23 protein-coding genes, 2 tRNA genes and 2 pseudogenes are annotated in these 26,687 nt (G+C 40.3%); 12 read left to right on the forward strand and 15 right to left on the reverse strand.

The window, feature by feature from the left end:
• Positions 1-2: 2 nt before the first annotated feature.
• On the reverse strand, positions 3-2,336 hold the full coding sequence (locus KAI36_RS02450) for a ribonucleoside-diphosphate reductase subunit alpha (RefSeq protein ID WP_220026833.1): 2,334 nt from the start codon (positions 2,334-2,336) through the stop codon (positions 3-5).
• A gap of 526 nt (positions 2,337-2,862) precedes the next feature.
• On the opposite strand from KAI36_RS02450, the gene KAI36_RS02455 reads away from it, so the two are divergent.
• The 3 genes from KAI36_RS02455 to KAI36_RS02465 all read left to right on the forward strand — a co-directional run bounded on the left by KAI36_RS02455 (position 2,863) and on the right by KAI36_RS02465 (position 5,027).
• A complete protein-coding gene (locus tag KAI36_RS02455; protein WP_013308518.1) occupies positions 2,863-3,210 on the forward strand; it encodes an MTH1187 family thiamine-binding protein in 348 nt (115 codons plus the stop codon).
• A gap of 73 nt (positions 3,211-3,283) precedes the next feature.
• Positions 3,284-3,355 (forward strand) — tRNA-Thr (locus KAI36_RS02460).
• A gap of 256 nt (positions 3,356-3,611) precedes the next feature.
• Positions 3,612-5,027 carry a transcriptional regulator gene (locus KAI36_RS02465; RefSeq protein ID WP_220026834.1) on the forward strand — a complete coding sequence of 472 codons (1,416 nt, stop codon included), beginning with the start codon at positions 3,612-3,614 and terminating at the stop codon, positions 5,025-5,027.
• A gap of 460 nt (positions 5,028-5,487) precedes the next feature.
• Here the strand turns inward: KAI36_RS02465 and KAI36_RS02470 are convergent, their stop codons facing one another.
• The 5 genes from KAI36_RS02470 to KAI36_RS02490 all read right to left on the reverse strand — a co-directional run bounded on the left by KAI36_RS02470 (position 5,488) and on the right by KAI36_RS02490 (position 10,148).
• Complete coding sequence (locus KAI36_RS02470; protein WP_258382234.1) at positions 5,488-6,990, reverse strand: oligosaccharide flippase family protein; 1,503 nt, start codon at positions 6,988-6,990, stop codon at positions 5,488-5,490.
• A gap of 75 nt (positions 6,991-7,065) precedes the next feature.
• Positions 7,066-8,190: an amidase domain-containing protein gene (locus tag KAI36_RS02475; protein WP_220026835.1), complete on the reverse strand. Its 1,125-nt coding sequence runs from the start codon at positions 8,188-8,190 to the stop codon at positions 7,066-7,068.
• Between the two features lie 24 nt (positions 8,191-8,214).
• Entirely contained in the window at positions 8,215-8,886 is a 672-nt protein-coding gene (locus KAI36_RS02480) for a class F sortase (RefSeq protein ID WP_258297196.1), read from the reverse strand.
• Positions 8,887-8,937: 51 nt separating this feature from the next.
• Positions 8,938-9,252: a hypothetical protein gene (locus KAI36_RS02485; RefSeq protein ID WP_104496237.1), complete on the reverse strand. Its 315-nt coding sequence runs from the start codon at positions 9,250-9,252 to the stop codon at positions 8,938-8,940.
• A 113-nt stretch (positions 9,253-9,365) separates the two neighbouring features.
• Complete coding sequence (locus KAI36_RS02490) at positions 9,366-10,148, reverse strand: polysaccharide deacetylase family protein (RefSeq protein ID WP_104496238.1); 783 nt, start codon at positions 10,146-10,148, stop codon at positions 9,366-9,368.
• Between the two features lie 256 nt (positions 10,149-10,404).
• Here KAI36_RS02490 and KAI36_RS02495 point away from each other — a divergent pair.
• Together KAI36_RS02495 and KAI36_RS02500 are read left to right on the forward strand one after the other, a co-directional pair.
• Positions 10,405-10,465: transfer RNA gene (locus KAI36_RS02495), tRNA-Thr, on the forward strand.
• A gap of 259 nt (positions 10,466-10,724) precedes the next feature.
• Positions 10,725-12,146, forward strand: a complete 1,422-nt coding sequence (locus KAI36_RS02500) for a transcriptional regulator (RefSeq protein WP_220026836.1) — start codon at positions 10,725-10,727, stop codon at positions 12,144-12,146.
• A gap of 318 nt (positions 12,147-12,464) precedes the next feature.
• Here KAI36_RS02500 and KAI36_RS02505 read toward each other — a convergent pair whose 3' ends face one another.
• The 3 genes from KAI36_RS02505 to KAI36_RS02515 form a co-directional block, all read right to left on the reverse strand.
• Positions 12,465-13,640 (reverse strand): MFS transporter, encoded by a 1,176-nt coding sequence (locus tag KAI36_RS02505; protein WP_220026837.1) that lies wholly within the window; start codon positions 13,638-13,640, stop codon positions 12,465-12,467.
• A 24-nt stretch (positions 13,641-13,664) separates the two neighbouring features.
• Entirely contained in the window at positions 13,665-14,483 is an 819-nt protein-coding gene (locus tag KAI36_RS02510) for a MerR family transcriptional regulator (RefSeq protein WP_220026838.1), read from the reverse strand.
• A gap of 666 nt (positions 14,484-15,149) precedes the next feature.
• Complete coding sequence (locus KAI36_RS02515; protein WP_025723699.1) at positions 15,150-15,668, reverse strand: DUF3231 family protein; 519 nt, start codon at positions 15,666-15,668, stop codon at positions 15,150-15,152.
• Between the two features lie 293 nt (positions 15,669-15,961).
• Between KAI36_RS02515 and KAI36_RS02520 the strand changes: the two genes are divergently transcribed.
• The 3 genes from KAI36_RS02520 to KAI36_RS02530 all read left to right on the forward strand — a co-directional run bounded on the left by KAI36_RS02520 (position 15,962) and on the right by KAI36_RS02530 (position 18,205).
• On the forward strand, positions 15,962-16,612 hold the full coding sequence (locus KAI36_RS02520) for a glycosyltransferase (protein WP_220026839.1): 651 nt from the start codon (positions 15,962-15,964) through the stop codon (positions 16,610-16,612).
• Positions 16,613-17,070: 458 nt separating this feature from the next.
• The gene (locus KAI36_RS02525) at positions 17,071-17,952 is read left to right on the forward strand and encodes a glycosyltransferase family 2 protein (RefSeq protein WP_025723703.1); all 882 of its coding nucleotides are present in this window, start codon (positions 17,071-17,073) and stop codon (positions 17,950-17,952) included.
• A 145-nt stretch (positions 17,953-18,097) separates the two neighbouring features.
• Entirely contained in the window at positions 18,098-18,205 is a 108-nt protein-coding gene (locus KAI36_RS02530) for a hypothetical protein (protein WP_023986758.1), read from the forward strand.
• A gap of 277 nt (positions 18,206-18,482) precedes the next feature.
• Here the strand turns inward: KAI36_RS02530 and KAI36_RS02535 are convergent.
• The 3 genes and pseudogenes from KAI36_RS02535 to KAI36_RS02545 all read right to left on the reverse strand — a co-directional run.
• Positions 18,483-18,767 (reverse strand): annotated as a pseudogene (locus KAI36_RS02535) (hypothetical protein); the annotation flags it as partial.
• 171 nt (positions 18,768-18,938) lie between these two features.
• Positions 18,939-19,580: a hypothetical protein gene (locus KAI36_RS02540; protein WP_220026840.1), complete on the reverse strand. Its 642-nt coding sequence runs from the start codon at positions 19,578-19,580 to the stop codon at positions 18,939-18,941.
• Positions 19,581-21,024: 1,444 nt separating this feature from the next.
• On the reverse strand, positions 21,025-22,023 hold the full coding sequence (locus tag KAI36_RS02545; protein ID WP_220026841.1) for an SPRY domain-containing protein: 999 nt from the start codon (positions 22,021-22,023) through the stop codon (positions 21,025-21,027).
• Between the two features lie 295 nt (positions 22,024-22,318).
• Between KAI36_RS02545 and KAI36_RS02550 the strand changes: the two genes are divergently transcribed.
• The gene (locus KAI36_RS02550) at positions 22,319-22,636 is read left to right on the forward strand and encodes a hypothetical protein (RefSeq protein WP_375162978.1); all 318 of its coding nucleotides are present in this window, start codon (positions 22,319-22,321) and stop codon (positions 22,634-22,636) included.
• A gap of 173 nt (positions 22,637-22,809) precedes the next feature.
• Positions 22,810-23,625 (forward strand): DUF2935 domain-containing protein, encoded by an 816-nt coding sequence (locus KAI36_RS02555; protein ID WP_220026842.1) that lies wholly within the window; start codon positions 22,810-22,812, stop codon positions 23,623-23,625.
• A gap of 78 nt (positions 23,626-23,703) precedes the next feature.
• On the opposite strand, the pseudogene KAI36_RS27645 reads toward KAI36_RS02555, so the two are convergent.
• The 3 genes and pseudogenes from KAI36_RS27645 to KAI36_RS02565 all read right to left on the reverse strand — a co-directional run.
• Positions 23,704-23,883 (reverse strand): annotated as a pseudogene (locus KAI36_RS27645) (alpha/beta hydrolase family protein); the annotation flags it as partial.
• A gap of 175 nt (positions 23,884-24,058) precedes the next feature.
• On the reverse strand, positions 24,059-24,424 hold the full coding sequence (locus tag KAI36_RS02560) for a cupin domain-containing protein (RefSeq protein WP_028541171.1): 366 nt from the start codon (positions 24,422-24,424) through the stop codon (positions 24,059-24,061).
• Between the two features lie 109 nt (positions 24,425-24,533).
• Positions 24,534-25,076: a GNAT family N-acetyltransferase gene (locus KAI36_RS02565; RefSeq protein ID WP_025721908.1), complete on the reverse strand. Its 543-nt coding sequence runs from the start codon at positions 25,074-25,076 to the stop codon at positions 24,534-24,536.
• 177 nt (positions 25,077-25,253) lie between these two features.
• On the opposite strand from KAI36_RS02565, the gene KAI36_RS02570 reads away from it, so the two are divergent.
• Both KAI36_RS02570 and KAI36_RS02575 read left to right on the forward strand, forming a co-directional pair.
• Positions 25,254-26,108, forward strand: a complete 855-nt coding sequence (locus tag KAI36_RS02570) for an aminoglycoside 6-adenylyltransferase (RefSeq protein WP_220026843.1) — start codon at positions 25,254-25,256, stop codon at positions 26,106-26,108.
• Entirely contained in the window at positions 26,092-26,685 is a 594-nt protein-coding gene (locus tag KAI36_RS02575) for a dienelactone hydrolase family protein (RefSeq protein WP_220026844.1), read from the forward strand. Before KAI36_RS02570 ends, KAI36_RS02575 begins: the two co-directional genes overlap by 17 nt.
• Positions 26,686-26,687: the final 2 nt, after the last annotated feature.

Raw genomic sequence — 26,687 nt, forward strand, 5'->3', positions numbered from 1 at the left:
ATTTAGGATGCGCAGCTATCACATTCTTCAATCGTCAGTGCGCGGCTGCGTACATAATAGGTCGATTTCATACCTGATTTCCAGGCATGGATGTGCAGCTCTAAAAATTCAGTTGCTTTAATATCGGGACGTACATACAGGTTAAAGCTTTGGCCTTGGTCAATATGACGCTGACGTGCAGAAGCCATGTTGATCGAAGCGTGTTGATCCAGCAAGAAAGCTGTCTTGTAGTACCAGATGGTTTTCTCGTTCAAGTCCGGTGCTGGGTTAGCGATCTTGTAAGTTGTTTTCTCTTCATAGGAAAGCAGCTCGTATAATGGATCAATGCTGGCGGTAGAGCCTGCGATGATAGACGTGGAACCGTTAGGTGCGATGGCGAACAGCCATGCGTTGCGGACACCGTTTTGTTTGACTTCTTCTGCAAGCTCGCTCCACTCGGACGTTGTGACAAATTTACCTTCGTGTGTACCGTCCGTATAGCCACGGGAAGTGAAATAATGCCCGGTAGACCAGTCAGAACCCTCGAATTTCGCATAACGGCCTTTTTCTTTCGCTAGCTCCATGCTGGATTTGACTGCCAGGTAGTTAATCTTTTCATACAAATGATCGTTATAGCTTACCGCTTCATCGGATTCCCAACGGATACCTTCCAGTGCGAGTAGATGATGCAGTCCGAATGTACCCAGACCGACAGCGCGATATTGGCTGTTCGTATATTGTGCTTGCAGCACTTCAATGTTGTTGATATCAATAACATTATCCAGCATACGTACCTGAATCGGTACGAGGCGATCCAGCACACCTGCCGGAACCGCACGAGCCAGATGGATGGAGTTCAGGTTGCACACAACAAAGTCGCCAGGAATTTTGGAAATAACAATGCGTGTTTGTCCGTCCTTGGTGACCAGTTCCTCTTTTTCCACTACAGTTGCAGATTGGTTTTGCATAATTTCCGTACACAGGTTGGAGGAATATACCATACCATGGGCGCGGTTCGGGTTGGCCCGGTTTACCGTATCACGGTAGAACATGTACGGTGTACCTGTTTCCAGTTGTGATTTCATCAGGCGCTTCATGATGTCGATGGCAGGCACTGTAATACGAGAGAGAATAGGATGCTGTGACGCCTCTTCATACTTTTCGCGGAAGGTACCTGAACCGAAGGTTTCATCATAAAAATCTTCCAGACCCAGTGGACGACCGTTGTCATCTTTCCAGCCCATCACCTTCTTCACTTCATGCGGGCAGAACAGATTCCATTCACCACGTGCTTCGACCCGCTCCATGAACAGATCGGGCAGACATACGCCGTGGAACACGTCATGTGCACGCATCCGCTCGTCACCGTTGTTCAGCTTCAGGTCAAGGAACGCGAGGATATCCTTATGGAATACGTCCAGATATACGGCAATTGCACCTTTGCGAGTACCCAATTGGTCTACGCTAACAGCTGTATTGTTCAACTGGCGAATCCACGGAATGACGCCAGAACTTGTATTTTTATGTCCACGGATATCGGAGCCACGCGCCCGTACTTTACCGAGGTACACGCCGATGCCGCCGCCCATTTTGCTAAGACGGGCTACATCCGTATTGGAGTCGAAAATGCCTTCCAGCGAGTCGTCTACGGTGTCGATAAAGCAGCTGGAGAGCTGTCCGGCCACCTTTTTTCCGGCATTGGACATGGTTGGTGTAGCTGCCGTCATGTACATGTTGCTCATCGCCCAGTATGCTTCCTTGACCAGCTCCATACGCTTGTCGGCAGGTTCTTGGTGCATCAGGTACATCGCGATGATCATGTAGCGTTCTTGCGGCAGTTCCATTACGCGTCCATCAAAATCATTGGCCAAATAGCGCTCAGACAGCGTTAATAGCCCGATATAATCGAACAGCAGGTCATTTTTCGGCAATATGGAATCGCCCAGCTCATCAATCTGCTCCTTGGTATAGTAGTCGAGCAGTTCTTGACGGTAAATTCCTTTTTGGACCAAATCGGTAATCAGTGGATAAAATGCACCGTAAGGCTCGTCCGCATAGGATTTGTAACGGCGGTGAGTAGCCGCTTTTTTATACAAAGAAGTGAGCAAAGCACGTGCAGCGGCAAATTTCCAGTCCGGTTCTTCCTTACTAACCAATTCAAGGGCAGCCATCGCAAACGCGTTGCTGATGTCATCCCCCGTGACTTCGTCCCGGCGCAGCTTGCTAGTTACACCGCGAATGAGTCGATCTTTATCCAGCTTGTCCAGCCCGCTGAGTACACGGTCGGCATATACGGAAATGCGTATTTCATCAAAAGCCAACTGGCGATTGTTTGGTTTGGTTACGAGTTGTGGCATAGGATTAATTCCTCGCTTTCCTGATTTGGAATCATACTTGGGAATAGGCATGAAAATGATCATGATGAGAAGATAATGGCGAAAAAAGCGATGGTCAGACAGCATTTGGGGGCTGTATGTAATCCAATAACATAGAAATAGCGATGCACCTGCCAATGAAGGGGGAAAAGATGGTTCCCGTACGATTTATCGGCTACATCACTATATTTAGACGTGTTATGAATATTTAACCCAACATATTGTGTGTATAAACTTAAAATTTCAAATAAGTGCAAGGAGTATTATAGCAACATTCGAAGCCATACGTAAAGGAAAAGGAATGGAAAATCAAAATATTCAGAGAAGTCGCGGGCTGTATTTGAATTGAGGCAGTTTGAACGGTACAATGAATGATAAAGATGTTTCCTACAGAAACAAGCAGCATACATATGAACTTTTTTGTGAAATAAGGTTGCTCGCTCTATCGGACTGAGGTTTTAGATTTTTAAAGAATTGACGATTTTAAATTAAAAGGAGGAACTTGGCGATGGCTATTGCAGAAGTGACAGTGATCCCGATTGGAACGGGGAGTACAAGCCTGAGCGACTACGTTGCCCAGATGCAAAAAGTGTTGAAGACGCAAAAAGGAATTACCTATGAGCTTACCTCCATGAGTACGATTATTGAAGGTTCGTTGGACGATGTGTTCACCGCCATTGCTGCGCTGCACGAAGCGCCATTCCTGTCTGGAGCTAAGCGTGTTTCCACCTCGGTCAAAATTGATGATCGCCGTGACAAGCCTTCCTCCAGTCACCAAAAGCTTCGTTCCGTCGCAGAGAAACTATCGGGCACCGCGACAGGAAATGTTACCGAACTAAATCCAAATCCTAGTTGAAAAAGTTGATGTAAGTGATTGATTTTTATGTAACTAAGAGTATAATAGTTTCTGTTGTCAGTTACACTGACCTGCTGGTGTAGCTCAGGGGTAGAGCAACGCACTCGTAATGCGTAGGCCGGGGGTTCAATTCCCTTCACCAGCATAGCTATAAACTCAAGCACAGCGCGGCTTCCAAGCTTTTGGAGGACGCGCTTTTTTGTGATTTTGGACAATCTTCTACGCTGAGGTCTTTTTAGTCAGATTATTATGCTATATATAATTAGTTTTTTGTTTCGTTTCATGCTAAAAATCGAATTCTTACATTAGTTGCATAGTATATTGACAGGTGGTTAATTTTGGTGAAAAATGAAGTATGTTTTTAAAAATTATGGAAAGTTTATGCGAAGGGTGGCTATGGCATGAAGCATACACCTACGATACGAGCAGAATTAGACAGATACTTAAAACAAGAGAGCATGAGTCTAACGCAATTCGGGCATATAGCAGGCATGAATAGGGGAATAGTAAGTGCTATTGTGACGGGGAATAAGTCTATGTCTGTTAACCAGCTTGACCTAATTACTGAAGCTATGGATTTACCGGAGGGCTACTTTTACGACTTATTTATAGAAAACTACATCATCGACCATCCTCCGAATATGAGGCGAATCGAGCCATTTTTGTTTCGCTGTGCGGAGTTGGACAAGCTGGATGCGATCCGTCGAGTGGTGGGAAGCATTATGGACAACCTACTCTATTCGCCTAAACTATTTGATATAGCAGAAGTACTATTAGCACAGGGACGACATGATGCTGCATTGCTGCTCTATGAGGGCGTAGCTGAAGCGGAGAAGTACCAACATTCTGAACGTTTAGCCATCTGTCAATATCGTATATTCACGATTCAAATTGGAGACGATCAAAGTCGCAATCTCAGTGCAGCTACGATATTTGAAGCTTTTGTTGAACGCCTAGATGAAATAGACCAGCTTGATGCATTGAAGGACTTGGCTAATGTGTACAGGTCTTTGCGTAAATGGAACAAGGTAGATGAAGCGGCGAAAAAAATGAAGCAGAAAGCGAAAGCTCAATATTCGCTAAAACATCAACATAAGAACCGAGAGTGCAATGAATCTACAAAGAAGTTAAGTCGTCCCCTGTTTGTGTACATCACCTATGCCGATTTACTATGTGCAAGTGTCTGCGATGACCAAGGCGATTATCAACAAGCTTTACAACATACATATGCCTACGGTAATTTAGATTGGGTCAAGGAGACGGACGAGGATACCCTATATTGGATTAAACTGTATAAAGATTGGGCAAAATGTAATACTTACGTTAACAAACTTCTGTCTGGTGATATCAGTGTGCTTCAAGATTATGTTGAATATATAGCAGAATCAGACTCTAATGAACAAGAGAAAATCTCCAAATTGTTGAATGTTATAATTGCGGCTAACCGATTTGAATTGGAAGTAGACGATATACTTCAACGGTTTGAAACGGAGATTAATTCGTTTTCTGAACAATCTTTATCCGACGATATGTACAACCAACAGGTGATACCGGACTATATCGCGTGGTTTGGTTATGAGTTAGCTCATTATTATTTACATCGAGGTATGTATAGTGTTGGCTTTAAACATTTGATGTATTCAATGGTAAGTTATCATACACTAAATAATGAGACTTATTTCATTAATTGTATGGGTCTTTTTTTACACTTTCGGGATCATGCAGTTTCAGAAACTAAAACAGCATTTTTAAATTTCATTGAAAAGGTGTGGATGGACAATGTTGAGAAAAATGGTACTGCTGATCATCGCGGCTAGCTTTTTGTTTATTGTTACGGTACCTGTACCTGTTCAGTCGCATGATATACGACCTCAAGTACAGGTTGGGGGTTCTTGAACATAAGTAAAGTAAATCCCCGCTAACCTTTTACTGGTCGGCGGGGATTTTTGTTGAAGGAATTACTACATCGTTCACCGAATGAATTATCAAGGTGATCAGCATGAATCATACATATAAAGTGTCAAAATCGGATATAGAACTGTTTGCAGCTACATTAAAACTAAGTTTACTTCAGAAGGATTTACTGACAGTTGAGTTAGTAAAGAACCGATATTAACCCATTTTAATCTTGGTGATGGGCCGGTCACACTTCGGCTTGGTATGCGACATCACGATTAGTACTTGTTACTGGAATGGAATTTTAATCCGGGAACGTAGAACCGAGCCTCATTTGTCTATATTGGAGTTAGTCCCCATAAACTACTCAACAGCTTTTCTTTATTCGTTAATGAATCTTTTTAATCGTACTTTCAAATATAGGACACACCAAAAACAGTAATGAACTATTTCTAAACCAATAAGGATTGCTTCTGACCAGCTAAGAAGAGATAAGACTTTGGAACACAATGTGCAAACAATAAGAATAGCTTCAAGAATCAGAATATCCAGAATTGACATAATAACTGTTCGGGATATGGTGATTTGGAAAAATCGTAAAGATTTTAAATTCCAGGCAGTTGCGATCAGCTCCAGCATGATGATTCCCAGTGACATACCGACATATCCCAATCCAGGAATGGCAACTAAGGAATAAAGAATTATGAAGTTAACAAGGACTCCTGTGACAAGACCAATAAAGGGAGTTTTCTTCCGATTCTGCGCCCATAGAATACTTGTTGTGATTTCGCGCAATCCGACGAGCAGTGGTAACATTGCCAAGGATTTAATAGGAACCTCGGCATCATGTATACGAAAAACAAATAGAGAGATTTCAGGTGCATATTTAAAAATGAAAAATCCTGAGACTAATCCCCAAATCCAAGCTACCTGAAGAGCCGTATTACTTTTTTTATAAAATGAATTAAAATCATTATTTTTCCAGTCGGCGGTTATTTTCATTGTGAGCGTATGGGTTAACGAGCCTGTAATCAAAGTAGGTATATAAGCAACGACTAGAGCGATGCCGGTAACAATACCGAACATCTCCGCTGCTTCTTTGAGCGAAACACCGGCAATTTGTAATCGTTGAGGGATGATGATCGCATCCATAAAGTCGGAAGCCGGGATGAGCAATCGTGTTAGCGCAATAGCAAAGGAAGCTTGTACTACCAAAGGTAGATCTGTTCGAGTTGATGGGGAAGGCAAATCTGTAGAGTGACGATTGGACGTGAAAAAATAAGCAGCAAGCATAGCAAAGGCTAACAACGCGCCTGTAGAGGTTCCCAGTACCGCTCCACCTACGGCATACTCAATGCCGGATCTAATAAAAAGGGGCACTAGCCATATTAAAGTACCAATCCTAACAGTTTGTTCTATTATTTCCGAAAGGGCAATCGTGGTGTATCTTTCGAGCCCTTGCAAATATCCGCGCAGCAGACTCAGTAAGGGAACGGTAAATAGGGCAGGAGAGAGGTATCGAATCACAACATCAAGCTGTGGATAGCCAAGCAAAAAAGCGATCGACTTGGATTGCCAAAAGGTTAAGACACTGCATGCCAAACCTATGAGCATCAAGAATATCGCAAAAACTTTGAACAGTCGCCAGCCTTTTACTGAATTTTTGGCTGTAAACATCCCCAAAGCTGTGGGCAATCCACCTGAAATTATCATCAATATTAAGCTGTAGAAGGAGTAGGCTAGCTGATAGAGACCCATTCCTTCAGCTCCAACAAGTCGCGTCATAAACATTTTTCCAACTAAACCAATGGCCTTCACAACAATCATTGCATTTGCTCTCACCATGGTTTGTTTTAATATAAGAGGTAGTTTCAGATTTTTCACCCCATTAGAAGCTGTCCATATTATTCCTATGACAGAAACCTCCGGGATATGAATAAGTCTTAAGGATCACGAGACTTAGTCCTGTATATGAATTAATAAATATTTGGTATGTTTATCCCACCCCAAGTCAAAGGGAACTCTGAAACGGTCTGCGGTATGGGAGTTGACTAAAGGATAGCCCCTCTGATCAAATCCGACTACAACTGAGAAGTGGTCTACATCGCCTTTTAAGACGTAAGCAATTAAATCACCTGGAAGTAACTGGGGTTTATCAAGATGCAGCTGGCGTTCATTAACGGATTGAACAATATCTGAGAAGCTGCCTTGTCCAATAATTCTTCCATAGCCGGAGCGTATAAGAAAATTTCTAAATGCGTCTGTCTGAACCCAGGCCTGGCTTCCACCATTGCCATACAAGTAATGCCAGCCTGATTTCATAGGCAGTCCTCCGCCTTCTTCCGCATCCCCGATGACTTGTGAAGAGAAGTTGGTACAGTCGCCTCCCTTGGAGTTATAATCCAAGTATTTTTGATTATATCGTTGACCATTCCCTGCCCCCCATGTCGTTCCTGCATATTTATTCGCATAGTCAATGGCGCGGGCCCTGTTATATTTATGAATAGCTCTCTCTGTTGTTGCCGGATCTTTATGGGGAGAAAAAAATAAGTCGGATTTTTGAATCTTTTTTGAATTCTCTTCCAGAGGATCTGAATACCATTCTCGTTCCACGTACCAACGGTTATCCTTTTTTCTTAGTGTAATACCATGACGTGTTCCAATTCCAAAATCATGCCGACCGGGATAGCTGTGAATATACTCATAACTCAATTTCAAGGACTGAACAAGGGAAATTTTGGCCGTATCACCCAATACTTCTGTACGGGCTATCCGAATTGTGCTTTCCGCATTCACAAATTTCATTTTACGATGCCTAGCCCATTCATGAATATATTCGGCTCTGTTCATTTCACGATGGTACGCATAGTTGCTTCGTTTATCTGTTATCAAGTAATGGTCCTCGATGTGCGTTTTATCCTGATCCATCAACAACCGAGTACGATCATCAAACAATTCTTGAAGAAATGGGATAACGTTATCTTGTTCAGCTGGCTCGGCTTGTGCACAAATTAAAAAAAGGCTGTATACAGGGATTAATATTAAAATCATGCACAGCAGTTTCAATTTTTTTATCCTAAGCACATTTATTCATTCTCCTTGAAATGGTTAATTGTTTTTGAAATTGTCCTTGTTCTGAACCGTAAGTTTCCCACAGGCTGAATTCATGTTTGCTAATTTGGTAAAGACGACCAATCGCCCTTCATGTTCCTTCTTGCTTCGACTGTAGCGTCCAGCACAGGTAATTAAGTTTAAACGATGCTCTTCTGTAGGACCAAAAATCGTTTGAATCGGTGCTTCGGGGGTTAGATAAAATTTTACGGACTCCACTACAAATTGAAGCTTGCAACCGTTATTGCCAGTTACATACACGTAATCCCCTCTTTTCAGTTTTTTAAGAGGATAAAAAACTGCCGGGCCCGTATATGTATCGACATGCCCGTCCATAATTGCATTACCAACTGCCCCTGGCAATGCAGCGGTAGATAAATAACCTACTCGATCCGTGTTACCTGGAACGCCCATTTGACCATTTTCTAAGTAGGTAACCGGTTCTATAATCGAATGAATACGAACCGCAGGAATATCTATTTTATGTGGGATGACCCCTAAAAAAGGTTTATTTGTAACCTGTATGGGCTTTGCCTTTTGAGTTTGTTGAATTTTAGACTTATGTGAGGCACGGGTAGAGTTACCACGATGTTCAGCTGAAGATGAACAGCTTGCAGTAATCAGCAGAATCAATAGTATTGTGACGCGACTGAACCACTTATTTGTCATATGAAGAAGGAAGAAGGGGATATAAACGACCCCTCTCCCTTTTAACCTCCTTTAATTCATTTGCTCGCTTGCGCCACCAAATCCAGTTTTCGGTAGTTTAGTAGCTTTTGCTTTTAAACTCTTTGCATGAATACTTTTTTCTCCAATGATTTTGGCTGGTGCAGCTTCACGTGCATGGAGCTTGTGAGCTTTCTCATGTTTGCTCTTCGCATGCAGCTTGTGTTCGTGTTTCGCATGAGCTTTAACCTTATGCTGGTGCATTTTGTGTTCATGCTTTTCCGTTGCGGGTGCAGATGATGCAGATACCATCGATCCTGCTGACAGAAATACAGCCAGGGATGCTACAGCCAATATTGCTTTTTTCATGTTATTGCCTCCTTTAGATAGTTGGTAATTCGCAGATATATTCTCCGTACATAGAACGTTTTATGTAGCCATTAATTTCATAGGGAAGAATTGGTTTGATTATTCCTCACCTTTCATTTATTGACCTCAATCAGTCCTTCGGGTGTGGCACGATTGTCAAGCAGTTCGGATACGGTAACGAAGGTAAATCCTCTTTTTTTCAGCTCAGGCAAAATGATTTTCAAAGCCTCAACGGTTTGCGTGCTTTTATATACATAATCGTGCATAAGGACAATATCGCCGTTACGAGCATTACGAAGTACTTTGTTGACGATGCGGTGCACACCTGGTTTTCGCCAATCCAAGGTATCCTGATGCCAGGACCATAAAATCATTTTTAGCCCTTTTTCTTTAGATAGTTTGACGAGCGAGTCGGTGTAGGAACCACCAGGTGGACGGAAAAAGTGGGTTTCTGTACCCGTTGCATTAATGATGCTGGCTTGGCCCTGATCAATTTCAGACAGGGCTTTGTTGGGGGAAATACGATGGAAAGATGGATGATGGAAGGTATGGTTGCCGACATCATGTCCTTCTTTTCGTTCTCGCTTCACAATGTCAGGGAGTTTTTCTACACGGCTGCCGACAACAAAGAAGGTGGCTTTGGCATCATATTGCTTGAGCAAATCTAGAATGGCAACTGTTTTGCTTTCGTCCGGTCCGTCGTCGAAGGTGAGGGCAATAAGCTTGCGATGTGTAGGAACTTCCCATACAATATCACCTCGTTCTTCGTAATAGGTTCTTCCTTTTGTATGTGCAGGAGATGAGGTGGATTGTGCAGTTGTATATGGAGCAGGGAAGAAACTGATGCACAGCAAAGAAGTTGCGATCACAGAAGACATTAATCGAATATTTTTCATCGAGTTTATTCTCCGTTCTAAGTTTTTCAGTTTAGCTTGCCATGAAAAAGTGTACGCCATTCCTCGCTCGAATAAGTTATTTTCACAAATAGTATTTTCAATTTATTTCGATGTACATTGGACCGTTAAGGTATCTATCTCGTCTTGTTTCCTTCTAACAAAACTTCTAACGGCTTCGGATTATTTATAAATATTTGAGGAGCCTTAGGGCGAACGTAATTAAATAATTACAGACTTTGGGGGTATGTGGGTACTAACGGGAACTGTACCGGAACGCACTCGTAATGCGTAGGCCGGGGGTTCAATTCCCTTCACCAGCATAGCTAAAAACTCAAGCACAGCGCGGCTTCCAAGCTTTTGGAGGGCGCGCTTTTTTGTGGTTTTGGACAATCTTCTACGCTGAGGTCTTTTTAGTCAGATTATTATGCTATATATAATTAGTTTTTTGTTTCGTTTCATGCTAAAAATCGAATTCTTACATTAGTTGCATAGTATATTGACAGGTGGTTAATTTTGGTGAAAAATGAAGTATGTTTTTAAAAATTATGGAAAGTTTATGCGAAGGGTGGCTATGGCATGAAGCATACACCTACGATACGAGCAGAATTAGACAGATACTTAAAACAAGAGAGCATGAGTCTAACGCAATTCGGGCATATAGCAGGCATGAATAGGGGAATAGTAAGTGCTATTGTGACGGGGAATAAGTCTATGTCTGTTAACCAGCTTGACCTAATCACTGAAGCTATGGATTTACCGGAGGGCTACTTTTACGACTTATTTATAGAAAACTACATCATCGACCATCCTCCGAATATGAGGCGAATCGAGCCATTTTTGTTTCGCTGTGCGGAGTTGGACAAGCTGGATGCGATCCGTCGAGTGGTGGGAAGCATTATGGACAACTTACTCTATTCGCCTAAACTATTTGATATAGCAGAAGTACTATTAGCACAGGGACGACATGATGCTGCATTGCTGCTCTATGAGGGCGTAGCTGAAGCGGAGAAGTACCAACATTCTGAACGTTTAGCCATCTGTCAATATCGTATATTTACGATTCAAGTTGGAGACGATCAAAGTCGCAATCTCAGTGCAGCTACGATATTTGAAGCTTTTGTTGAACGCCTAGATGAAATAGACCAGCTTGATGCATTGAAGGACTTGGCTAATGTGTACAGGTCTTTGCGTAAATGGAACAAGGTAGATGAAGCGGCAAAAAAAATGAAGCAGAAAGCGAAAGCTCAATATTCGTTAAAACATCAACAAGAGAGTCGAGAGCGTTATGAGTCTGCCAAGAAGCTAAGTCGCCCATTGTTTGTATATATTTCATATGCCGATTTATTGTGTGCAAGTGTCTGTGAAGCCCAAGGTGACTATCAACAAGCTCTGGATTATACATACACCTACGCTAATCTAGATTGGGTCAAAGAGACTGACGACGACACTCAACACTGGGTTAGCTTGTTTAAAAGTTGGGCAGAAGGTAATACTTACGTATATAAACTGTTGTCAGGAGATATAAGTGTGCTTCAAGATTATGTTGAATATATTGCAGTGACATCAGCCACTAACGAGAATGAGAAAATCTCAAAACTGTTGAATGTTATAATTTCAGCAAACCAATATAACATAGATGTGAAAGGTATACTTCAACAATTTGAAGCCGAAATAAACGCTTTTGCACAACAGCAACCATCATCAGATGATATGTATACCCAACAGGTGATACCGGATTATATCGCGTGGTTTGGTTACGAGTTAGCTTATTATTATTTACATCGAGGCTCTTACATTGATGGTTTTAAACATTTAATGTATGCAATGGTAAGTTATCATACATTAAATAATGAGACTAATTTTATAAACTGTATGGGTTTGTTTTTACATTTTCGGGATTATGCAGTTTCAGAAACTAAAGCAGTATTTTTAAATTTCATTGAAAAGGTGTGGATGACCAATGTTAAAAAAAATGGTACTGCTGATCATCGCGGCTAGCTTTTTGTTTATTGTTACTGTGCCGGATCAAGCCCTTAACCACCACAATAGTATTCAGCCTTACGTTACCATCGGAGGTGCTTAAACGTAAGCAAAGCAAATCCCCGCTAACCTTAACTGGTCGGCGGGGATTTTTGTTGAAGGAATTACTACATCGTTCACCGAATGAATTATCAAGGTGATGAGCATGAACCATACATATAAAGTGTCAAAATCGGATATAGAACTGTTTGCAGCTGCATTAAGCTAGGATATGTACTTTAAGACGATATATACCATCGTTGAAATTGCATTGGATGTGGGTGTTCTGTCCATTTCTTATTTAGTAACAATAGGGATTCCAGTCCTACTGCTCATTTTTTTAAATAGTAAGATGGCAAGAAGTAAAGCTATGCTTACAGCGGCAAAACCCAGCCAATTCAAATATAGGACAGATGTACGACTGATGACTAGCCCGCCTAATCCAGATCCCAGTGCAAAACCAAATTGGATGAACGAAGTATTTACGCTAAGAGCAATGTCCGGATTTCGAGGCGCCAGAGTAACCAGATATAGTTGCTGGGCCGGGGAAATACTCCACGTTGCTAACATAAAAATCATTAAAACCAAGATTAATACCAAGAGATTGACTCCGGCTAGAACGAATAAAAGAAGAGTCGCCCCTTGTAACATGAGCCCGAGACAAATGGTAAATTTCGATCCCTTTGCATCTGCCAATTGTCCGCCCACTCTTGATCCGACAAAGCTGCAAATGCCCGCCAGGAAAAGAACACCGCTAATTTCTGTCATGGAAAGAGAGGACGTGGCTTGCAAGAAAGGCGTAATATAAGTAAACAGTGTAGAATAGCCGCCGACATAAAATAACGTAATAACCAAGGCCATCAGAATGGTTGGATTTCTTAAAATAGAGAGCTGCATTCTGAGGGTAACCTTTTCTTCTTCTTTGATTGCCGGAACCTTTTTATAGATGATAAGTAATGGAAGAACACTCAATAATCCGATTAAAACAAATAGCATTCTCCATCCAAACATCTCACTAAAAAATGTGCCCATGGGAACACCGAGCACTAGCGAACTGCTAAGCCCCATCAAAATGATACCGATGGCATTGCCCCTTTTTTCTTTTTCAACGAGTCGTGTCGCTACTGCCATGGCTACAACGGTAGCGATTCCTCCGCTAGCCCCTTGGATAATTCGTATCCATAGTACTGTTTCATAAGCAAGATCTACAAACATAAGTCCGTTGCTGGCAATAAACACACCAAGGGTGGTCATCAGTAGTTTCTTGCGATCTGCATTGATCGTTAATGCAATCAAAATCGGAGCGACAATGGCCGCGGCGAGAGCAAATACAGTCACCAATAACCCAGCTTGTGAAGTAGATACTCCCAAGTCCACAGCGATCATCTCAATGACTCCCGTAATAATATATTCAATGGTTCCAATCAGAAAAACAGCCAGTGCCAGGACATAGATGATCCGTTTATTTTTCAATTTACCCCACTCCACCTTCTTCAGTTATCTATTTAGTATTGGAATTTGTATTTCTATGAATTGTGCATCTCGTTCTGGGGATAACGGTAAATATAGTTCCCTACCTGATTCGTTTTCCTTGATCTGATAGTTATTTTTCTCAATCCATTTCGCTAAATGAACACAGGCCGCACCATCAAATTTTGAATTTGAATGAAAAGCCATTGTAGCCATCATCGGTTCAGGAGGAAGAATCCGCAGCTGAAACGGTTCTGGAAGTGATCGCAGCTCACAGGTTAAAAAATAACCGACTTCAAACTCAAACTCATCCTTTTTTCCGTCGATGTCTTTCCACAAAAGAATCTGAGGGCCTTGGATCAGCTGGCGAATTTCCGTTGTTAATAACTGATCAAATTGACGAAACAAATCCGGAATGTCTTCTTCTTTCCCGCATGTTTTCTGATAAAAAAACGATTGAGCACCATCTGCTTTGACTCTGATTTCTTGACCCGTTTCGAATTGCCCCTCTTTTTCTATAAGCTGCATACGCTCCTCAATCCTGACGAGTTTGGCTTGTTCCGTATCGATGATATGCTGGATTTCGCTTCTTTTCAGCTTAAACATGCCTTGAATATTCTCCAATGAAATATCTTCCTGAAGCAGCTGTTTAATTTGGGGCAATGTAAACCCCAATTCCTTATAGATTAAGATTCGGTTGAGCTCAAGAAGCTGATCTGCGGAATAGTAACGGTAGCCCGTATCGTGATCCACTTTTCTCGGCTTAAGTATGCCAATCAGGTCGTAATAACGCAGTGTTTTTAAGGTGACCTTGCTTAGCCTGGAAAATGTACTGATTTTGAACAAAATATCATCTCCAATCTATAACATAATGTGAGTATACAGTTTCCCGTGCAGGGGAAAGTCAAGGATGTGACTGCTTTTCCTTTTTATAGCTAAGATCGACTGCCATCCTTGTCACCAATCTATGTTGGTGTTATTGGTAAGTCAAAGAAAACGTTTCTGAATAAAACGTTTATTTTTTTGAATTAATAGGATTCTGTTGGTTCAATCCTTAGTAATTGAGTTAATAGCACTAGCTATGGCCTAACTGTCCTTTAGCGAACAAAAGGATGCCACTTATCACGGCATCCTCTAGATATTCATTAATCTATCCTGAACTGTACCGGAACGCACTCGTAATGCGTAGGCCGGGGGTCCAATTCCCTTCACCAGCATTCAATGAAACTCAAGCACAGCATGGCTTCCAAGCTTTTTGGAGGCCGCGCTTTTTTGTTGGAGAGAGCATTCTTCTCCCAATCAATTCATATTATAACTACAATTGCATGTGTCCTTAGTTTTAGGCTTGTTATCTCCTTATATCTTACAAAGGAGAACATCTACTCAAAATATCAAACGTTGAAGTAAGTGAATACTCTAAATAAGATTAAATCCCCGCAAACCTTAACTGGTCGGCAGGGATTTTTGTTGAACAATCTAAGGAACAGTGTGTTGAAGATTCATACGGGAAATTTAGGCTTTAACTGGTTCAGGTCTTTTTAATTGAAGAGGGGGAGGTATTAGCCAACCCTTTTCTTTGTTCATTTTTAGAATACGGACTCCTAAAGCAGTCTTAGTTAGATGATATTTCGCAAATAAAGCCCCGATGTCTTCTCTAATGGATTGACCCATAGCTTGGCTGCAAGATGTCAATCCCACAGAGGTATCTAATGCGATTTTAGCTGCAATTTCGGGATCAGTAAACCTTGCACCAACCGGGATATCCTCAAGTTTCACAGGGGGTCTTTCAGGCAAAATAGGAGCTGGGGCAATACCATTATCAGTAAGCATTGCGTCGCATTCTTGGATTTCTAGTTTAGCTTGATCAATAAGATCATCCAGTATTTTTTTGAGTTCCTTGTCTCCTGCGTGGTTTAAACATGCTTGGTAAAATGAAACGCTGCCTTTCGCTAACGCTGAAAACTGCCACACACTATAAATTTCTCCGTAATGCATGGGCTCGTCTTTTGGATTCCCGCTTAGGATACCCATTATAAAAACCACTCCTTTTTTAATTTTAATGATGTACAAATTTATGATTCCCAGTAGTGAAGATTTAATGTATGTATACGAAATAAGTCCTACTGGGCATGCTAAATACGTATGTTGAAAAAAATGAAGATAATGGTTGTTGTTGCATTAATGATTTCATGTTTTGGAGCGTATATAAAGTCGCTCTGCTGGCTAATCACCGGCAGGCCTTTTTTGTGTTTTGAATTAAAAATACATATTTCAACCATAATAAGACAGCCTGTTTTATTCCAAACGTAAGAGGAGCAGATGAATTGAAAAACAAATGGCTGTTGGCATTGCCGTTAACCTTGGCGCTCGTTTTTAGCATGACTCCGTTAGTAGGTGCGCAAGCGAAGATAGGGGAGGAGAAGGGTTCTACTTGCCTAAGTTCCAAAATGGTGCAACTGAAAGGCGATATGCAGAAGGTATGGATCGACCATACGATATGGACGAGGAACTATATTGTCAGCGCCATATCTAATCTTCAAGATCAGAAGGACGTATTGGACCGGCTTTTACGGAACCAGCAAGATATAGGCAATGTGATCAAGCCTTATTATGGGGAAGCCGCTGGTAATAAGCTGGCTGATCTTCTGAGGGAGCATATTCTAATCGCAGGGAAAATTGTAGCGGCTGCCAAAGCGGGTAATCAGGCGGATGTGAAAAAGCTAGAGGCGGATTGGCGTACAAACGCCGATGATATCGCCAAATTTTTAAGTGCAGCGAATCCGAACTGGCAGTTTAAAACGCTACAAGATATGCTGTATACGCACCTTCAGTTGATTACGGAATTAGTCCTTGACTATATCAAAGGAGATTGGAAAGCGGGTATTGCATCAACTGACAAAAACGAGATCCATATGATTCATTTAGCGGACATCCTGACAGAAGGCATTGTCAAACAGTTTCCTGGAAAATTTTAAGTGAGCGCTATAGACGCTGCAAAGCAGATTAGCTTTCTATGATCACCCCAAAGGGTGATATAGAAAGCTTTTTTATCGGTTTAATGAATCGTTAATACAACTATGAATGCAGTTGGTATGTCGAACCGAAATACGTTCTCCCACAAGCTCTGTTCTATTGATTCTATTACGAAGCACTCGTGATGCGTAGGCCGGGGGTAAGGTGGTTCATGAATAAAAAATTTACAATAATCCTATTTTATTTCAATAATCTTTTTAAAAGGGCAAATTACGTTGTCGGTTCTACTAGTCTTTTTTAGTACGACCTTTTTTACCAAGAAGCCGCCTCAAAATATATTTCAATACATATACTTGGAGCATGAACATATGAAGAACTGGTTTCGAGAAAAATAGGGAAGTTCGCTTTTATGTAAAATAATATTTTCTTATTTTAAAATGTAGAATGGAGGGAACTTCTTGTGCCACGAGCTTCAGTTATACTGCCAGTTTATAATACTGTGGCTTATGTTTGGGAAGCAGTCCACAGTATTTTAGTTCAAACCTACTCCGATTTTGAATTAATTATTATTGATGATGGCTCAACAGATGGATCCGCTTTTCTTATTTCACAGATAACAGATCCTAGAGTAATTAAAATCTTTCATAGTACCAATCAAGGTTTGGTCGCTACTTTAAACGAGGGATTCAATAGGGCAACTGGTGAATATATCGTTCGTATGGATAGCGATGATATTTCTACGCCAGATCGATTGGATGTGCAAATATCATTTATGGATCAAAATCCCTTAATTGATGTATGCGGTGCTGCTTTTACTACTTCTAGTGGAGGAGTACTTAAGGTGAATCCGGCCAGTCATGAAGAAATTAAAACATGGTTGTTATTTCATTGCTGTATCTGCCATCCTGTCACAATAATACGCAATAGCATGATACATCGGCTAAACATTCAATATGATAGTAATTATCCTCATGCCGAAGACTACGAAATGTGGAACCGATTAGCTTCACAGGTACAAATAGCGAACCTCCCCATAAACTTATTGTATTATCGTCAACATAAAGGACAAGTGTCCAATCAGCACAAAGCAATACAAGACGCCACTGCTCGGAGAATTCGACAAAGACAGTTTAGCCAGTTGGGCTTGGAATTATCAGATGAAGAGAATCAGATTATGCTGGATATTCTTGAGTTTAAAATTAATCCCTATGATTATAATTGCTACACTAAAGCTGTAGGATTTGCGAATTGGGTATTGGATCAAAACTGTAAGTATCAGATTTACAATCAGGAACTATTAAGCATGGCTTTTTCACGGTGTATATCCCATCTCCCATATTAACAAAGATATCAGCAAGCGATTGGAAAGTATCCTAATATCCTGCTGGCGTGTGTAAATGGGGTGTTTTATGTTTACCTGAATGCCCGGTCATAAAACATATTTACACATATATTAAAATGACGACAAATAAAGGAGGGCTAAAGCTATGAGCGGATGTGCAGGTGCAGCTGTTTGCGGTGTGTGGACTTCTACAGCGGCCATTTTGGTGCTCTATATCCTCTTGGTTATCATCCTTAAATCATGTTGGGTTTAATTTTGTGAAAAGAATTGTATGATAATGACCCATCAATCAAATTCAACGACCTTCTTTCTTTCATAATCTGCCCGAAATTAGATTAGATAAAAAGCTCTGCTAACCTTATGGGTCGGCAGAGCTTTTTTCTTTTGAACAATTTCCTAATCACTTTAAATATATCAAACATGCTGCGATTGTACACCTTATTGTAAGCAACCTTGCGTGGGTTTCTGGTCCACTTAAGCCGCGAGGCATCTTGAGTCCTGCACAGCGGACAGTCTACCTCTCTTGTTGTTTATTTCGTTGAATACTCGCTTACTTCAAATGTAAGGATTTTATTGAATATTACGTAGTCCTTACGGTTGCTGAATGGACCTTTGTTATTATTATGCTTATCAATGGCAAAGAAAGAAGCACCTCTCCCGGCATCTTTAGCATCATACCAAGCGACAAAGGCATTCAGTTCTTTTTTACTCAGATCGAATTCCTTATCCAATCCATTGTCCATCGTTACAACCAAGATGGCACGGTCACCACTAGGTTGTTCTGGTTCGGTTGGATCAGACGGATCGGGCGTGGATTTCTTTACAATAGCATTTGCTTATGCGAGTTTAGCAGTTTCAATATGTATCGTCTAAGATGCATATATTAAATAATAAGTGAAATAATTACTTTTTAACAATGGAACGTAACAGTTTAATTCTGTTTTTGCTTAAAAGAAAAAGCCCCGAAGGGCTTACATGATTAAAATTTATTGATTTTCTTTCGCGAGAAAAGAAGCTGCTAACAGTGTAGTATTCGTATAGCCACCTGAAACATTTTCATATGAAAAATTAGCGATAGGAACTCCAATAACTGTAGCAACGTCTCCTTCAAAAATTTCTCCACTTGCTCCCGGATAAACTGCCATTACTGTATTGTCATTTTCATCACTAATATAAACGATAGCCGTTGTCCCTATAGGAATGTTATCTTCTTCTATATCTATTACATCCCCGCTTATTTTTACAAATTTGTTTAAGTATAAGTTCAAATTTTTATTTAAGTGTTTTGTTGTTACGGATTTGTCTACTAGATTAATGACTTTGCTTTTATCTGTGGAAGGAAATAAGTCACTGTTTTTAGCAATGAAGTCATAAGAGGTTTGTTCCATAGAAGCTTGATCTTCTGTTAACACGGGTGTTCCATCTTTCAAGAATTCAGCAAATAAATATTCTTTATCTGTGACCTCATTTGTAGAAGCTTGCTGAGCAGTATTTTCATTGCTTACTGTTTGTTCAGTAGCAAAGGACGTGCTTGAAGACCCAGTCCTTGTCGTTGTTTCTTTAAAATTGCTTCCACAAGCTGTTAGAGCTACAGAAAGTAGAACAATGGATAGAATTTTTTTTAACATGACGAATTCTCCTGTGAGTATCCTCATCGGTTGAGGTAGTTGCTCATTTTATCTTGTTACCTTTATTATCGAATATTAGTGTTGAATACATAATACTTTTAAGTTTTAACAAGAAGGATAATAAACAGTGGCTTTTTCTATTCTAGAGACCTTTCATTAATATGTGATATCGGACGCACCGAATTTCTAAAATTGTATAAATGACTCATTATATCAAATTAGGCAATGTCGCAAAGCCGGGGTTGTCCCCTTCACCAATAACTTACAAACTCAGGCACAGCGTGGTTTCTAGGCTTTTGGAGACCGCATTTTTTTGTATAAAAATGGAGGGTGTAATGGTATTAAAAAAAATAAATATTCTATATTTTTTGTTTGTGCTAATATATCTCTATTCAAGTACAACTAGAAATGAGGATATTGTGTGCACAATGATAAGGAATTAAAACTTGAAGAAACAAATATTGCAAAAGGTATTGCTGTAATACTCCTTTTGATTCATCATCTTTTTGCTTTTCCTGACAGATTAAAGTACATCCAGTTCATATAATGGTGAGTGGTGGTTTTTATATGATTATATTCTGCTGCTATTAATTTTTCCGGTCACCTTCCAAGCCTTTCAACGTAACGCATGGGTAACTCTACTCATTTCCGGTCTTGTTTTTTTATAATTCATATTCACAAGGAAATTATTACAGTATTATGTATTGGCAGTTGCCGTTCATGATAGGGTTGTTCTTTGCTAAATATAATTTGTATTCATGGATGAGTAAGATTTATAATTCCATCATATTTAATAACATACTTTTTGATATTATAATAATTGTAGTGCTATTTCACTTTCGTACCACGAGTCAATTATTTGAGAAGACAACGATTGATATGATAATAGCTCCTGTACTTATCCTCGTTAGTATTCATTTAATGAATAAATTAAAACTAGCCAGACCTTTCGCTTACTTAGGTAAAAATTCAATGAATATTTGGTTAACTCACACCTTTTTTTGTTATTATTATTTTCAGAGTATTGTTTTCTTTCCCAAGGTATCTATCTTGATCTTGTTGTGGCTAACGTTGTTAACGGTACTTACATCAATTGTAGTTAACAGCATCATTAGTCTTATTAATAACAAAGTGTACACTAAAAATATTGATCTAAGTACAAACAAAGTCGGGGGCCAAGTGTAGAATTCTTGCTATCTGTTTGAAAAAGACTACTGAATTGTACTTCACGGACACTCATTCGAGAGTATTGTATTTAATTTAAGCACAGCTTCCAGGCTTTTTGGAAGCCGTGCTTTTTTTGTTAAAAAAAACGATTTGCAAACCTTAGTCTAGAAAAAAATGTATCGTCCAGTATAGCAGTTTAGGCGTGATTTTGAGATTAGAGTAAATATCAAGAAGGACTTCATTAGCATATTAGCCGATATGAAGTCCTTCATCATGTTTATTTAGTTGAATATTCGCTTACTTCAAATGTGAGAATTTTGTTGAAGATTACGTAGTCTTTGCGATTGCTGAATGGACCTTTGTTGTTATTGTGCTTGTCAATGGCAAAGAAAGAAGCACCTCTACCAGCATCTTTAGCGTCATACCACGCGATGAAGGCATTGAGTTCTTTTTTACTCAAATCGAATTCTTTATCAAACCCATTGTCCATCGTTACAGTCAGAATGGCGCGGTCACCAGTTGGTTGGGAGGCCCCATCGGTATCTGACGGATCAGGTGTTGTAGACGGATCAGGCGTTGTAGACGGATCAGGTGTTGTAGACGGATCAGGCTTTGTAGACGGATCAGGCTTTGTAGACGGGTCAGGCTTTGTAGACGGGTCAGGCGTTGTAGATGGATCAGGCGTTGTAGATGTACCCGAATCTTGATAAGGTAAAAAACCTTCTGGTACAGAATATTTAAAAGCGCTCGCTCCAAAATTAGCTTCGTAAGTCATATATCCACCAGTTCCATTCATGACCATCGGGAAGACCTGTGTTCCTTCTAGTTCAGATGGTTTAACGGTGTTGGCTCCTAGGAAAACGCCATTCTTGTACCAAACAATTTTATCGTTATCTAAGTCCAGTGCAACACCGATAACATCATTAAGTCCAAACGTAGGACCGTAAGCTGTTCGTACATCTGATGTAATATTATTTATAATTTGACCACTATAACCGTAGTATGCTTGATATTTCGGACCAGATTCACCTGTTATTCCTACTAATGAAATACTGTGGCTAACCTTTACTTCCCAATACCATTTTCCTTTTGTTTTTCCTACTGTCGCTTTGTCGCTTTGTCCTACGTTCCCAAGAGTAGTTACTACAGATCCGTTTTTCCAAGTCACATTTGTAGTCTCTGCTTTTGTAACTGAGGGGAACAATGAGAACACTGAAGCTCCAATGAGAAGGGCTAATACTATTGTTCCTAGTTTTTTGAATATAATATTTTTCATGACTTCCTCCTAAATATATGTAATAACAAGTGAATTATAGAATTAGATTGGGATAATTGTCCAAACATTAAATGATATAAATTCAAATATGAGTATTATTATGGGATTTAATTTTTTTGATGAAGACTCTCAATAAATTATAAAATAACTAGTAGTCATTAAATTAGAGGAAACTAGTTGCATCTCTTGTACGATGTGGGTCGAGGGTACGATACTTGATGCTCTGATAGGATCACGGCAGTTTAAGGAGACATCTAGTTGAAAATCGTAAGAAACAATGGATACATACACAGAAATGTTAAAGCAAAAGGAATCCATATATGGTTCACCGAATGGAATATTTGAGGTGATCGTCGTGAAACGCACATATAAAGTGTTGAAGGCAGACATGGAGTTGTTTGGAGCTGCTTTGGTCCAGGCACATGTATACGTAGTATCCGTTGATGAGGAATTGCGTGTGGCATTTGAGGATTATGGGGGAGTAGTAGAGGAGATTAAGCCAGAATCAGTTAAGATAGCGGGTAAAATTTTTATGCGAGACCAGCTTGAATTTCGAATAGACCTAGTATCAGGAGAGGGGCCAGAAATGACTAATAACTCCGACGGTCAATAGCCAGTATAGAGAAATATTTCACGTACATAAATAAGGTAACAGAGTTACGAGTCTCAATAGCTCAACTTCGGAATTAGATTAGTATGAGGCGTAGGATTCAATATTCATAATGACAAGGCATATTCCATATGACTAAGTAAGTGCTTTTTTGCTCACATAGAGGAGGGATATGATTGGTTGCATTCGTTTCACGCTCATTAGATGAAATACGATTTTGGTCCAGGATCATGAAGGAGCATTCCTTTTTTCTGGGGTTAGGTTTTCGAGCGGAAGATACTCAACTTAAAACAGAAGCCAATCGGTTCTACGCCATTTTTGAGGATATTGAGAAAAGGTCGCATGAATTTAATACCGAGACAGATCCTTATACAATCAAAGAGTTTAATACGGAAGTTCAGAATGCGGCGACGAATATTTGGGCATTTAAGAGAATGGTATTGGGCCTTATATTACAATGCAAACTTCCTGGGCAAACCAATTTTCCCTTACTGGTAGATCACGTAAGCCGGGAAGCCAATTATTTCAGAAATCGTTTAGGGGAACTCAATTCAGGAAAGCTTGAACCATTACCTGATGCAATTATTGATGAAAATGTATTTTTCTTAAAAATCATGGCTGATCACGCAAAATTTATAGGCCATTTGCTTGATCCATCCGAACGTAAACTGGTTGAACAAGCGAGGGAGTTTAGTAATGATTTTGATATGCTGATGTTTCAAGCGATTGACCTAAGTCATATGCGGCCACAGTCACAAACCGTTCCACTCCTGAGTCAATTTGTTGATGAGAACCGTGTCTCTGTGAAGTCTTTGCGTGACTTTAAGAAAACAGCGCGTGATTTAATCGACGAGTGCCGAATAAAAAGCATTATCCATCCTTTATTGGCCGATCATGTATTTCGTGAAGCTGAGAGGTTCCTTTTTATTCTCGATATGTTTGATCAATCCTTATCAGGTGTTAAGGTGAACAAGAGAGAAATCATGCACTGAGAGAAACTAACAAAAAATCCAACAGCGGCAGACCAAGACTTGAAAAATAAAGTTTTGACAGCCGCTGTTGTCATCCAACTAACGTGTATGAGTACATATAAAATCCAATATGTCAGCATTAAGCATCTTATGGAAATGTTCGCGATCAAAGCCGGGAGGGTCTTGCGATGGGAGAAAGGCTGGAGTCCTCATTGATTCCGGGAAAGGACTCAGAAAGGAGAAATGTCCGGCGTTTTTTACTGTTTTGTATTGTACCCTTCTTAGGATCTGGCACGCTCTGCATCCAACATACCTTTCCTTTCTCGAATTTTTGTTTAACTATCCTCCTGCCCGTTGCTTAATGAAAAAATAGACAGCTGCCGAGTGTATACCGCTACATCTTCGAGCAGCCTCAATTTCTCTTGTTCACTATCTTCTAATTATTGTTAAATATTCAAATCCAAATATCATTGACTGCCGTTAATTCTGACTCTGCTCCTCCAGTATTTACTACACCTCTCGGCTCTACTAGCATGATGTGGCACTCCTGATGTGCGAAAGGCTTGTGTTCGACCCCCTTAGGTACAATAAACATTTCTCCCTGAGAAACCTGTACCCGTCCATCTCTAAAATCAATGAACATCTCGCCTTCAAGTACAATAAAGACCTCGTCGGTATCTTGATGATCGTGCCATACAAAATCCCCAACTATTTTCACCAATTTAAATTGATAGTCATTCATTTCACCAATAACTTTCGGAGACCAATGATCACTAAACTTAGATAACTTTTCATGCAGTTTGATGGATTGATACTTCATAATAACCTCCTTGGAATTTCCTGAAATTCGATTACAATAATAAGAATATTGAAATTTGGTACTTTTATCTACTACCTACAATGGTTAAACGATTGTTCGCTCTGAAAAACTAGATATCCTCTGACGGATTTATAATCGCCAGTACCTGGTGATCCTCCCACTTTCCGTTGATCTTTACGTTACTTCGAGAGATGCCTTCTTTGTGAAAGCCAGCCTTCTCAAGCACACGGATGGATCCTGGATTCCGAGGAGAGGCTTCCCCGAAGATTCGGTGAAACTTTAGCTCATCGAAAGCATAGCGAACCACCTGCTTCACCGCCTCCGTCGTATAACCCTTGCCGTTATATGCTTGGTCTAGGCTGTATCCGATCATACAGCTCTGAAGCGGTCCCCTCACCACAAAAGATAAATTTATGCTGCCTATAATCCGGTCGTTCTCCTTGTGACATACCACGAAGGAATATTTCCGGTCCTCCATCATGTCGGCCTTGCTCTTAATAATCGTCTGGAGCTGGTGCTCCTCCGTATAGTACTTCTCTTGGGTGTTTGGCGAAAACTCCTCAAAGAATTCCCGATTGCGCTTGTACATTGCTGTCAATTCTGCGGCGTCCGTCTCCTCAGAGAACCGGATGTATACTTGCTGCTCCGACATCTGCACCATCCTTCCAAATGTAATATTGAAAGAATTATATCACAGGCTGAAGATTGGGAAATTGATTTGATGAATGGTGTATATCAGGAAGCATTCCTTTGAATGTTAACTAAAAAATATATACCGTAATTATTGGATTGGATATAATGTTTTCTAAAAAAAAGGAGGCTAGATCGTATGAATAATGCTTACGAAGTGCTCGAGGAGCGCATATCCGAATGGGGACTTTCCAATGATGAGATTATAGCGGTTTATATCGTTGGGTCCCGTGCCAGAGAGGATAAACCTTTTGATGAGTTTTCTGACTTGGATGTGGTCGTCTTTTCAACGAATCCAGATTACTATCTTCAAAATGATCAATGGTTACTAAACATCGGCAAGGTTTGGACCAGCTTTATGTTTCGAACGGCAAAAGGAGATCCAGAAAAACTAGTTCTCTTTGACCAAGGGGCCGAGGTTGATTTTCTATTCCGTCATACTTCTGATCTGGATCATATAATCAAAAATGGGCATATTCCTGAAGGATTTCAGCGTGGGGTTAGGATGCTGCTCGATAAGACGGGAAATGGAAACCAAATCATCCCTCAAACCACTACGATCCCGGGTACTCCTCCGATATCTGAAGGTGCTTATCTACAGGTTGTTAATATGTATTGCTTCGCCTCTCTATATGTGGCTAAACAAATTTTGCGCAATGATCTGTGGGTAGCTAAGCAAAGAGATACGGACTGTAAACAATTATTGCTGCAAATGATAGAGTGGCATGCAAAAGCTGTACATGGATCGGAATATGATACTTGGCATGCAGGGAAATTCATAAATGAATGGGCTGATCAAGATGTCGTTGCTGATTTGAAAAAATCTTTTGGGGAATACGACCCCAATCATAGTTGGGAAGCACTGATCGTATCCTTTGAGTTGTTCAACCGGTTATCCTCGGAAGTGGCAGCTAAGTATAAATACGCGTATCCGAATGACTTGTTTTCCCATATCCAAACCTGGTTAGGGGGACAATATGATAAGCATAGATAAAAAGTCGGACACCCTAATTGTTGTGCTGCATGAGATTTATGGGATTAACCAGCATATAGAAAATTTTTGCAGCTCATTATCGGATCAGGGCTATGCTGTCATTTGTCCAAATTTACTAGGCAAAGAAACGCCTTATGACTATTCGCAAGAGGAAACTGCTTACACCAATTTTATGGATAATATAGGATTTGACCGCGCTTTCTATCATATGGAAAGTTTATTATTAAGTGTTCGAGCTCGTTATAAAAAGGTATTTATCGTCGGCTTTAGCATAGGGGCAACGGTTGCCTGGCTGTGTAGTAAAGAAAAGTATGTTGATGGAATCGTAGGATACTATGGCTCTCGTATTAGAAATTATTTAGAAATAGCTCCACATTGTCCAACATTGCTTTTTTTCCCACAGGAAGAACCATCATTTAATGTGGATGAGCTCATTTCAACTTTAGACAACCGTAATATCCGGGTACATAAATTCAGTGGACAGCACGGATTCAGTGACCCGTACTCTCCCCGATATAACGTACACTCAGCTCAGCAATCATTTAAAGAAATGGTAGAGTTCTTCAAGGAAGGTTGATC

Source organism: Paenibacillus sp. S02, from assembly GCF_019454065.1.
Lineage (GTDB): Bacteria > Bacillota > Bacilli > Paenibacillales > Paenibacillaceae > Paenibacillus > Paenibacillus polymyxa_B.